This window comes from Alicyclobacillus sp. SP_1 (assembly GCF_024706985.1).
GTDB lineage: Bacteria > Bacillota > Bacilli > Alicyclobacillales > Alicyclobacillaceae > Alicyclobacillus_I.
Window position 1 is genome coordinate 1 of the sequence record NZ_JAMCCX010000042.1, and the last position, 10,709, is coordinate 10,709.

Sequence of the window (10,709 nt, forward strand, 5' to 3'; positions counted from 1 at the left end):
TGCCCCACTCTGTGGACCCAGATTTCGAATAACCAGAGGGAACACCAATTCATACCATCCTAAGTTGACAGCATTGGCACCTGAATGCCCCCCTGGAACGACAGCAGTGAAGCCACGAAAATAATTTTGCCGCGCCCCCGCTCGACCATGTCCCTGCCAATTGCTTGGCTGAGGACGAACGGCGCGTGCAAATTGACCTCCATCACGTCATTCCAATAGGCCTCCGAGTGCTCCACAGCCGCTTGCCGGCGAATCGTTCCCGCATTATTGACCAAAATATCGATGGGCGGATTTTCCGTGCGGACTTGTTTTGCAAATGCAGCAACTGCCGCGCGATTGGAAAAGTCGCACGCATACGCGCGAAAAGAGCGCCCCCGGTCGGTCACTTCTCGCTCCACATCACTGCCCTGCAGTTCAAGAGACGCGCTGACCGCAATAATGTCCGATCCCGCTTCGGCCAAAGCAACTGCCATGGCCTTTCCGATGCCGCGTTTCGCGCCCGTCACCAGCGCCGTCGTCCCATCTAACCGAAACTGACGGAGAATGCCGTGCTCCCCTGCCATCGGACCATCTCCTCTCTCGGCCCAGTATCCACATTGACAGCGAATGTCCGGTCACAACGGTTAACGCAAGTCTGCCATTGAGACCGGATCCATATCCGTAAAGGAGTAATTTTCTCCGGCCATCGCCCAAATGAAACCATAGTTGCTCGTACCTGCCCCGGCATGGATAGACCAACTGGGCGAAATGACCGCCTGCTCGTTGGCCACCACTAAGTGGCGCGTCTCGTCCGGGCGGCCCATTATGTGAAACACACGCTGCTCCTCATCCATGCCAAAATACAAGTATGCTTCCATGCGCCGGTCGTGCAGATGCGCGGGCATCGTGTTCCATACGTTCCCATGGTCCAGTAAGGTCATCCCGAGCATCAATTGGCAACTCTGAAGACCCTCTTGGTGGATGAAGCGGTGCAACGTCCGCTCGTTGGAGTGGTCGAGACTGCCCATATGCTGATGAAACGACTCGCCGAGTCGAACCATCTGCGTTGGAAAACTGCGGTGCGCAGGCGCAGATACGAGATAATATCGGCCATCCCCCTGCTCAAACTGCACGTCACGATGGCCCATGCCAACATATAAACAATCTCTCGGTCCGAGCGAAAACGTTTCGCCATCCACCCGGACTACACCCTCTGCCCCGATGTTCACCACGCCCAGCTCTCGCCGCTCCAGAAAGAATTCCGTCCGGAGTTCCGGTTCTTCATGGAGCAACAACGGCTGACTGTGCGGGACGGCGCTGCCGAGAATGAGTCGGTCGTGATGAGAGTACACGAGCACCACCTCATCGCTCCGAAAGAGCGACTCTATCAAAAAACGTCCCCTGATTTCGGCAGTGTTCATGCGCTCCAGTTCGGTCGGACTCGTCGCGTATCGGATGTCCACGGGTTTCACTCCTTTTGAAGTTTATGGCGTGAGAACCAAGCCACTCTCCTCCATGGTACCGCGAACCGAGTCTTCTCTCCACCGCCCGTCTCGAACTATTCAAATCGGAGCGCGTCGATGGGCTTCAAGTTGGCCGCTTTGCGGGCCGGATAAACCCCAAAAATGAGGCCGATGGCGACCGAGAACACCACAGCAAGGATGACTGCCGTCGGCGAAAGCAAATTTCCCGTCTTACTGATCTGTCCAACGACAATCGCCCCTCCGCCTCCAATAATGAGACCAATCAGTGCCCCCGCGAGGCTAAGCGTCAGCGACTCCAGCAGGAATTGGGTGGAAATGATGCCTTTGCGGGCTCCAATGGCTTTGCGGATGCCAATCTCGCGCGTGCGCTCGGTGACGGAGACAAGCATGATGTTCATGATGCCAATGCCGCCGACGAGCAGCGAGATGGCCGAGATGCCATCGAGCAGGTACGTCAGAGTTTGAGAAATGCCGCTCAGCGCGCTGAGAATCGTCGCCTGATTGGTAATTTGAAAGTCGTTCGCGGCACTCGGCGCCAATTGGTGCAAGACGCGAAGAGTCGAAGTAATTTCCAACTGCGCATCGTCCATCACTGCGGACGATTTTGCGGAGGCGAGAATTTGGCTTACTGTGGTCGATCCGGTGAGCAAATTCTGCTCCGTGGTCACGGGGATGGCAATGCCGTCGTTTGGATTCTCAAACCCCGTCGAGTCCTGCGTGGCCGCTACGCCGATGACGGTGAAGGGAATGCCCTGGATGTCAATCTGTTGGCCAACCGGACTCCCTGCATAGCCACTGAACAACGTCTGCTCGATTTGACTGCCGAGCACTGCCACGTTGGCCGAATGGGTCACGTCGGCTGCGGTCAAAAACCCACCTTGAGCCATGGTGATGTTTTTGATAGTCGCATAGTTCTGATTGGTACCCTCAATGGCCGCACTCGTATTGTTCGCGCCAAAGACCACTTGAGCATTGTCCGAAGCCAGAGGAGCCGTCAGGGCAACATCGGGATCGTCCTTTTCAATAGCGGTCGCATTGGCCACCGTCAGCGTGGAGGCACTGCCAAACCCGTGGTTAATGCCGCCACTTTGGGCAAATCCGGGACCAATCGTGAGAATGTTCGAGCCGAGACTCTCGACGCGACTGGTGACGCTGTCCCGCGAACTCACACCGATGGCAGAGCTCAACACGACGGCCATCACGCCGATGATGATGCCAAGCATGGTCAGAAAGGAGCGCATTTTATTGGAGCGAATGCTGCGCCACGAGACGCGCAGAATTTCGAGCATCACCGTGCATCACCTGCTTTCTCGTCCGTCCACTCTTCACGCTCCACGTTTCCGTCGCGAAAGTGGACGATGCGCTTGGCGTGTTCTCCAACTTCCATTTCATGGGTCACGATGACAATGGTGTTCCCCTGCTCGTGAAGCTCTTCGAACAACCGCAAGATGTCTTCCGTAGTCCGACTGTCCAGTGCACCCGTAGGTTCATCGGCCAAAATGAGTGCCGGGTTGTTAACAAGTGCTCGCGCGATGGAGACGCGCTGCTGTTGTCCACCCGACAATTCGTTCGGTCGGTTGTGCATCCGCTCTCCAAGCCCAACGCGTACCAGTGCCTCTTCGGCTCGACGGCGACGTTCGCGGCGCGGAACGCCTGCGTACATCATGGGCAGTTCCACATTTTCGAGCGCACTCGTCTTCGGCAAGAGGTTGAAACTTTGAAAGACGAATCCAATTTTTTGATTGCGCAAGTCTGCCAAATCATCCTCCGACATCTGCGCCACGCTGTATCCATCCAAAATGTAGTCGCCGGAAGTCGGGGTATCCAAACAGCCAATCATGTTCATCGCGGTCGATTTGCCACTTCCCGACGGACCCATGATGGCCACAAATTCCCCGTGGTGAATTTGCAATGATACGCCATCCAACGCGCGAATCGTTTGACCGCCAATCGAGTATTCGCGCACAAGATTGCGAATGTCAATCAGTACCGGACGGGAGTGAGCTGACCCGTTGCTACCCACTCCTGCACCCCGTGAGGTCGGCATTACCCCTTCCGCTGCGCTCATCAACCGCGACCACCGCCAAATCCGCCACCGAAGAACGGATGACCGCTACTCTGACTGGCGACCAATGCAGAAGCCGTTTTGCCCGGTAGCGTCAACAAGATTTTCTCTCCTGCGGACAACCCGCTCGTCACCTGAACGAGATAGGACCCTTGTAGCCCCAACTGCACTGGCTGAAAATAGACGCCTGCTGGCAAGTTCTTGTTGGTGAAACCATGGGATGCACCAGACGCCCCGGCAAAGCCGCCAAAACCGCCTTTGGCCGATCCGCCAGCCGCACCGGACGCTCCACCAAAGCCGCTCTTGCTGAAGCCACCTGTTGCAAAGGCTGTCTTCGAAGGCTTTCCTTCCACGTAGACGCCCTCTACCGACCCTACCTGTTGCAGCGCGATGGCTGGAATGGTCAGGACGTGGGTCACCGAGTCCGTCTGCACATCCGCACTCGCTGTCATCCCTGGTTTGAGCAGGCCAGAGATGTTGCTCACCGTACCCACCACCGTGAACTCCGTGACGTTCGAGACCACTTGTGGCGTTGGATAAACCTGCGTGATGGTTCCCGTGAATGTCTTGTTCGGATACGCCGGAACGGTCAGAGTCAGCGATTCACCCGCGTGCACCGAGCCAATTTGAGACTCAGCAACGTCGAGCGTCACGTCGAGATCGTGCGAATTCATGTCGTCCATGACAATGAACGCACCGGACGAGGATGTACCCGAAGAACTACCAGCACTCGCCTCGCTCGGGGTTTCTCCAACCACTCCGTTCACTTCTGTGACCACGCCGCTGATGGGCGCGCGCAACACCGTCTCGCTGTTGTTCAACTCCGCCGTCTGAAGCGATGCCTCGGCATTCGTCACGGACGCTTGCGCACTGGCCACGCTCGCTTCGTCTGAGGCGATGGTCGCAGCAGAAGCGGGCGCTTCGTCGTTTTCCAACGTCAACTGGGCTGTTTTGAGCGCTTCTTCTGCGGACGTCACGTTGCTTTTGGCCGACTCCAGCGCTTGCTCTGCGCTGGTGCGATTGTTGTACTCTTCCTCAGCAATCTGAAGGGCTTCTTCATCCGCTGTGACCGTCTGTTGCGCTTGCTGCTGAGACTGAGTCTCCGACGCTTGGTCCGCCGCCAATTGAGACTGGTCACTCGCAACCTGGTCCTGTGCATTGGTCACAGCCTGCTGTGCCGACTGAAGCGCCTGATAGGCAGAGTCCACTTCCTGGTATTCGCTCTCATCTTGACTGGTGGCCGCCGTGTAGGGATTTTGTCCCGTGTACCCGGCATTCGCCCAACTGTTCTCAAAGCTCAGCTCGTTCTGATATTTCTCATACGCTGCCTGTACTTGTGCCTCGGTGACATTCCCGTATTGGGCTTCTGTCTGTTGCAAGGTGGTCTGGTCAGACGCGAGCGTCGCCTGGTCCGTCGACAACTTCTGCTGTGCCAGAGTGACGGTCGAGTCGGTCGCACTCGCTGCAAGTTTCGCCTGTGCGAGCGCATTCTTGGCTTGCTCTACGGCCTGCTCCTGACTCGTACGGTCCGAATACAAGCTCTCCTGCTCTTGATATTGCTGCTGTGCAGCCGCCAAGGAGGACTGCGCTTTGACCACGTCTTCCTTGTCGAGGGCCAACTGAACACTGGTGGGTCCCTGCTCATCAGAAGCAAGGTGCGCTTCTGCAGACTGCAAAGAGGCCTCGGCCTGTTTGACACCGGACTCTGCCTGCTCGACCGCAATTTGCTCCGTCGCGTTGTCCAGGGTGGCGAGTATCTGACCTTTCTTCACCACCTGCCCAACCTTGACGGGGATAGACGTCACCACCGAACTTGCCCCCTGAAAATTGAGGTCGAGAGACGTTGGCGCTGTGATAGACCCAGACGTACTGATGCTCTGGCTCACATCGCCATACCCCACGGTGTACAACCGAAGGTTGGCAAGGCTGTTGCTGCCGCGCTCTTTCGCGAGCGCAACAGGAATACCAACCCCGAGAACCACCACTACGGCAGCACCACCATAAATCCACTTGCGCAACCCTCGCCGCCTAGAGGGCGGCTTGATGGGCGGAGGACCGCCGGGTGTTTTCGGCGCCTTTGGAGGTGGAACAAATTCGGAACCGGATTGGAACGAGTCAGAAGACCCGACGGGAGTATTTGTATCTGCTGGCACTTGGCATTCTCTCCTAATGTGTGATTTGGGCATCAAGAACCTTGTCTCAGATTCGCTCCGCATGACCGTTGGCATGCCCATTCGAATCCGCACGTCTTTTACTCCTCACGAAGTCTATTCTCACTCTATTGAAATTGAATTGAAACAAAGCGCCGAAACGCCCAATTCGCCCGGTTTCTACACAGAAAAGTTGCCCACAGATGAGGATTGGGCTATAACTGGAGAGGAAGTTTCTCGAATTTTGTCGTAGTGTGTAGAGATGAGAATCGATACGGGGGGCGGGAGAACGAGCATGCGCAGCACGAAAACCAGCCGCAGTGGACTCCATCGAACGAAGCAGCGAGGCCGCACTGGCATAAGACAAGACGCTTCGCGCCCGATGACGACCGATGTCTCTGCGCCCGCTCACACCTCCCGAGACACCACCGCCAACCGCTCAAACCGCTCTGCCAAGACGGGTGCAACCCGTCTGCATCCTCCATCATCACGTGTCCACTACCGCGCCAAGGAGCACACTCAGCGCACCGAGCGTACCCGCCCCGCGAGAGACAGAGTTTCGCGGCAAACCCTGCCGTTTATCGATAGCTTCTGCGAATCCTTGTTTCATCGGCGTGCCATCGCAGTTCTCCTGGCCGTCGCCACCATCGCATTGGCCATGGTGGCTCTCCATGGTACCAGCTCAGCGATGGTTCTGTTTGTTTGGCACTTCACCCTATGTTATTGGGCGTTCCTGCTCGCACTGATGCTGGCCAACCGAACTGAGGTCGAACCAGACGGGCCGTTTCGCATAGTCCTGACCGTATCGGTTGCTTTGCTTATCCTCGCCTGCGTGGCGCTGTTTTTCCGCTCGTTTGTCATCTGGGTTGCATTCGAAGCCATCTGGAGATTACGAAGAAAATTCAAAAATCCCCCACGGAAGTCCACGGCGAACCGCTCCAAACTGCGCCGGGGCATCTGAATGGCAGGAACAGAGAGCCTGGGCCACTTCTTCGCCGCAAGACTCGTCTGTTCCAAACTAATCTTCGTTTCCTGATGTCTTATGCGGATGCGTTGCCCGTGCTCGTCGCAGACCCATTGGCTCCAGCAGAAGCACCCGCACCATGGTCACCGTAGCTTCCATTACCATGATGTCCGAATGCTGACATCCCTTTTCGAACAATCATCGCTCCCACTTGGCTGTCGTAATGAGCTATCAACGTCTTCGCCTTGGCCGCAGAGATTTTCCCACTACTGACCAGTTTATCCATCTGTGACTTATAGGCAGCTTCCAAAGATGCAGTCAGCGTCGCATTGGAAACATGTTCGGCGGCCGCTATTTGGGCGAGAGACTCCCCTTTTTTCAAATCCGCAAAAATCGTCTTCGAAGGAATTTTCAGCACCGTACTGAGCGAGGCAAACATTCCGCCTGCGTAAGGGCCGTGATTCCCGGAAAACTTTCCTTCGCCGCCCCCCTGTGTGGCCGTCGAGGACTGTCCGCTCGTCGAGGTCAATCCGGTAGAGACGGAACTGCTCGGAGCACTACTCGCACTAGACCCAGAAGACGTGGAGCCAGAAGACGTACCGCAACCCGCAACAAGAAACACCGTCGCCACGGGAACGATGCCCCACACATACCATTTTGCTTTCACACATCATGACCCCTTTAGGATGTTGTCGAATCAGACCTTGGACGAAATCTCCGTATGTATCCAATCCAATCCGCGATTTGAATATGTATCCCTTGCCTTGAAAATCTCTTGAATTTCTCACACAAGAAACATTTTTTCGATGAACCCAGACAAACATACGTCACTTTTTCGCCACACCTGTCAGGAACTTCTGTCAGCGCACATCCAATAGACAAATAATCCATATTTATCATGGTGGTTTTTCAAGGTTATTTACATAGAATTCACCCATACTCGACCTTGTCGAGAAGATAGAGGATATGGGAAGTCCGTCATGACTCTCGAACATCTCGGTAGGAGGTCGAATTCATGGGCTATGTAGAGTTCGTCGTAGGAATCAGCGCTTTTTTGCTGATGACGGTCGCAGGCTTCCTGACTCCATTGCCAATCGGAAGGTCGGGATAATCCATCATGGCACACCTCCCCATCTCGAGAGGTCAAGAATGCTCATGGAAAGGAACGAATCACTTGCCAAAATACAAAAGACCATCTTTGCTCCAGCGACTTAGAAAATGGGGGACGACGTCGCTCGTCCCCCTTTCTGCTATCGCCATCCCGTTTGTCGCTACCCCAACTGCATCGAATTCGAACGCATCGAATCCGGTGCTCATACAAGAACACCAACTGGGCATTCGCCAAATTGACGTGAACAGCATTACAGAGGAGAAACCCTATGGTTTTGTGCACCATGGCACTACATACATGCCCATTTGGTACGTCATGCAAGCTCTTAAAGGCCTCGGCGTAGAAAGTACCTGGACAAACGGCATTTGGAATCTGAACACGTCCACTCCCATCGCAAACAGCAGCGCCATCGCGGAGAATCAAAGTGGGCAGGTGCATATCGAGATCGACGGAAAGCTCTTGCAAAGAGTCACAGGTCTCGTGGCTACGGACCCTGACTCAGGAAGTCCAACCTGCTACATTCCCATCTGGTATATGATGCAGGTCCTTCGTACGATAGGCATTCAATCCTCGTGGAACGGACAGACGTGGAACCTCAGCGCGAGTTCCGACACTCGTCCCAACTCGAGTGCTTTCACCGTGTTTGGGTGGGTGACTGGACCGACCTCGGCCGCAAACGCAGAAGCCAACCTCTCCAACTTAACGGAGATTGGTGTGGACGATTATACGCTGACGTCCGCAGGCGGCGTTGTTGGAACCGCACCCGTCGGGGTTGTGTCAAACGCCGCCATGCATCAGGTCTCTGCTTACGCGACAGTCACCAATTTGGACAGTTCCGGAAATTTCAGTTCCACCGAAGTGAGCGACATTCTCGAGAACCCCGCGCTCTCAGCGAGCGCTGCGTCCGCATTGACCAACCTAGCGGACACCGGAAATTACGCAGGAATCAATGTTGATTTCGAGCAAATCCCGGAAACGGACGGCACCGCATTCGACGAATTTCTTCAGGTTTTGTCGCAAGACCTCAAAGCCAGCGGAAAGCAACTCAACGTCACCGTGCCTGCGGAGACAGATAATCCATCGGGAACTGCCTATGGAGCCTATCAATATTCCCAGATTGCCGCGTTTGCCAATTCCGTGTCTCTTCTGACTTACGATTATACGTATATCAACAATCCTCCAGGTCCGATTGCCCCGCTCTGGTGGGACCAGCAGGTGGTACGGTACGCCGTCTCACAAATGCCTGCCAGTAAAGTACTGCTCGGCATTGGGACGTACGGCTACGAGTGGACTAGCGGCGGAGGCAACGCCATCGCGCTGACCCTACCTCAAGTCACGGCTACGCTCTCTGCCCATGGCGTCACTCCGTCTTGGGATGCGGCGGCGAGTGTCCCGTACGCTACCTACCAGACAAGTGCAGGAAGCACCGCAACCATCTACTATGAAAATCAGCAAAGCATCTCGGAAAAACTTAGTTTGGTGTCTCAATATCACCTGGGAGGCATCGCCATCTGGAGCATGGGCCTCGAAAACAACGCCCTCTGGAATGCCATCACAGCGGCCCATTTCTAGGGCCGCTGTCCGATGGAGTGGATAGTTGAAAATTATCTTGACCTGAATCAGCTCACCGTAACCGTGCTGGAAGCGGCACTGTTTTGCCCATTCACACTATCGACTCCGTAGTACGTTCCGGAGGGAACTTCGACAAACGTCGCATCGCCGCTGTCATCCGCAACTGCGGAAGAAATCTCAGTCCCATTACTGTTGTACAACAAGATGGTGCCCCCCGGCGTTGCATTGGATACGTCGATGTCGTAGCCACCATTACTATCGGCAACTACCGTCAGCGTTGGAGTCACTGCATTCGTTCCGACCACAACCGTGGATGATGAGGTCGATCCGCCACTACTCCCGGCCTGCTCAAGTTGAATCCATTCCTGTGTATATTGAATGGCGCTTTGCTGCAGACGGAGAATGGAATTTTGCAGGTCACTCAGTGCGCTGTTGAAAGACTGGCCGCTACCATATCCTCCAAAGTCATTTCCATAGCCGCTGTTCATCCCAGTATCATTCGCGATCTCAGAGTTGACCCGAGTCAACTGTTGACCATAGTTTGACCAAATGGAACGGTAATGTTCATATTCTCCTTGATTGCGATGGAAGTATCGATTGACATTGTTCCACGCCCTCTGAGACTCATGGAGAATGGACTGCCGCTGTTGCTCCAACTGCGCCCACGTGGACTGACCAGACGATGTCGTGGGCATCAGCCCGGTAGGAAGAGTCTGACTGGACAGCGTCTGCTCGGCAGAATACAACGTGCTGATTTGCGAGTTCAAATTCTCAACCAAACTAGATACTGTTGAAATGGTCGAACTGGTGACCGAGGAAGCTTGCGCGGTCTGTAGGAGAGAGGCCTCCTCGGTAGCATTCGATTGATACTGCGACTGAAAACTCGTAGTGTCGGCCAAGACCACGGTCGTTCCCAACAATGCAACCGCGACTCCCGTAGCACCAGCTAAAATCAACTTTCGACTCTTCCCATTCAACATCCACTCACGTCTCCTCGATTGGACTCTACTCTATCCACTCGCTGTGAGCGTAGTGCAGGAATGTTGAAACAGAATTGAATTTCAAATGTGAACGTCGCCCCCACGAAAATAATTTTTTTGTCCCTGTGGAACACCCTCTTCTCCTTGCACCGGAACAAACCATCGACCTCTGCCAATGCTGCGTTTCACTGCCGGACACGAGGTGTTGTAATTTGCGGTGGAAAAAATGATAGACTAGTCGTGAAACGTTTATTTGAGAAGTGACAACTTTCGCTCGAAAAATAGGGGGGAGATGCGATGGGAAGCGGAAGCGTGTTGTTCGAGCAAGGCGGAGCATCGAAAAACCGTCTGGCTCGCAACGTGAGATGGGTAGGCGCCATATTGTTATTTTTTGTCGCGTACAT

Annotated in this window: 10 protein-coding genes; 3 read left to right on the top strand and 7 right to left on the bottom strand. The window is 54.8% G+C overall.

Annotation, left to right across the window (positions count from 1 at the left end; translation table 11 throughout):
- Window positions 1-59 precede the first annotated feature (59 nt).
- The 5 genes from M4I36_RS11480 to M4I36_RS11500 all read right to left on the bottom strand — a co-directional run bounded on the left by M4I36_RS11480 (window position 60) and on the right by M4I36_RS11500 (window position 5,546).
- Window positions 60-563 carry an SDR family NAD(P)-dependent oxidoreductase gene (locus M4I36_RS11480; protein WP_308661222.1) on the bottom strand — a complete coding sequence of 168 codons (504 nt, stop codon included), beginning with the start codon at window positions 561-563 and terminating at the stop codon, window positions 60-62.
- Between the two features lie 60 nt (window positions 564-623).
- Complete coding sequence (gene kduI, locus M4I36_RS11485; RefSeq protein WP_258111885.1) at window positions 624-1,442, bottom strand: 5-dehydro-4-deoxy-D-glucuronate isomerase; 819 nt, start codon at window positions 1,440-1,442, stop codon at window positions 624-626.
- A 95-nt stretch (window positions 1,443-1,537) separates the two neighbouring features.
- Window positions 1,538-2,752 (bottom strand): ABC transporter permease, encoded by a 1,215-nt coding sequence (locus M4I36_RS11490; protein ID WP_258111892.1) that lies wholly within the window; start codon window positions 2,750-2,752, stop codon window positions 1,538-1,540.
- Window positions 2,752-3,510: an ABC transporter ATP-binding protein gene (locus tag M4I36_RS11495; RefSeq protein WP_308661224.1), complete on the bottom strand. Its 759-nt coding sequence runs from the start codon at window positions 3,508-3,510 to the stop codon at window positions 2,752-2,754. Before M4I36_RS11495 ends, M4I36_RS11490 begins: the two co-directional genes overlap by 1 nt.
- A gap of 20 nt (window positions 3,511-3,530) precedes the next feature.
- Window positions 3,531-5,546: a biotin/lipoyl-binding protein gene (locus M4I36_RS11500; RefSeq protein WP_258111886.1), complete on the bottom strand. Its 2,016-nt coding sequence runs from the start codon at window positions 5,544-5,546 to the stop codon at window positions 3,531-3,533.
- 25 nt (window positions 5,547-5,571) lie between these two features.
- On the opposite strand from M4I36_RS11500, the gene M4I36_RS11505 reads away from it, so the two are divergent.
- Window positions 5,572-5,931, top strand: coding sequence for a hypothetical protein (locus M4I36_RS11505; protein ID WP_258111887.1), 360 nt, complete (start codon window positions 5,572-5,574; stop codon window positions 5,929-5,931).
- A gap of 42 nt (window positions 5,932-5,973) precedes the next feature.
- Window positions 5,974-6,639, top strand: coding sequence for an APC family permease (locus tag M4I36_RS11510; protein ID WP_258111888.1), 666 nt, complete (start codon window positions 5,974-5,976; stop codon window positions 6,637-6,639).
- 79 nt (window positions 6,640-6,718) lie between these two features.
- On the opposite strand, the gene M4I36_RS11515 is transcribed toward M4I36_RS11510, so the two are convergent.
- A complete protein-coding gene (locus M4I36_RS11515; RefSeq protein WP_258111889.1) occupies window positions 6,719-7,309 on the bottom strand; it encodes a hypothetical protein in 591 nt (196 codons plus the stop codon).
- A 507-nt stretch (window positions 7,310-7,816) separates the two neighbouring features.
- Between M4I36_RS11515 and M4I36_RS11520 the strand changes: the two genes are divergently transcribed.
- Window positions 7,817-9,325, top strand: coding sequence for a glycosyl hydrolase family 18 protein (locus tag M4I36_RS11520; RefSeq protein ID WP_258111890.1), 1,509 nt, complete (start codon window positions 7,817-7,819; stop codon window positions 9,323-9,325).
- A 47-nt stretch (window positions 9,326-9,372) separates the two neighbouring features.
- Here the strand turns inward: M4I36_RS11520 and M4I36_RS11525 are convergent, their stop codons facing one another.
- Window positions 9,373-10,305 carry a hypothetical protein gene (locus tag M4I36_RS11525; protein WP_258111891.1) on the bottom strand — a complete coding sequence of 311 codons (933 nt, stop codon included), beginning with the start codon at window positions 10,303-10,305 and terminating at the stop codon, window positions 9,373-9,375.
- Between the last annotated feature and the right edge of the window lie 404 nt (window positions 10,306-10,709).

Coding starts and splice junctions, on each gene's coding strand:
- M4I36_RS11480 (WP_308661222.1), bottom strand. CDS start 563: ATGGCAGGGGAGCACGGCATTCTCCGTCAGTTTCGGTTAGATGGGACG.
- M4I36_RS11490 (WP_258111892.1), bottom strand. CDS start 2,752: ATGCTCGAAATTCTGCGCGTCTCGTGGCGCAGCATTCGCTCCAATAAA.
- M4I36_RS11495 (WP_308661224.1), bottom strand. CDS start 3,510: ATGCCGACCTCACGGGGTGCAGGAGTGGGTAGCAACGGGTCAGCTCAC.
- M4I36_RS11505 (WP_258111887.1), top strand. CDS start 5,572: ATGGGCGGAGGACCGCCGGGTGTTTTCGGCGCCTTTGGAGGTGGAACA.
- M4I36_RS11510 (WP_258111888.1), top strand. CDS start 5,974: ATGCGCAGCACGAAAACCAGCCGCAGTGGACTCCATCGAACGAAGCAG.
- M4I36_RS11525 (WP_258111891.1), bottom strand. CDS start 10,305: ATGTTGAATGGGAAGAGTCGAAAGTTGATTTTAGCTGGTGCTACGGGA.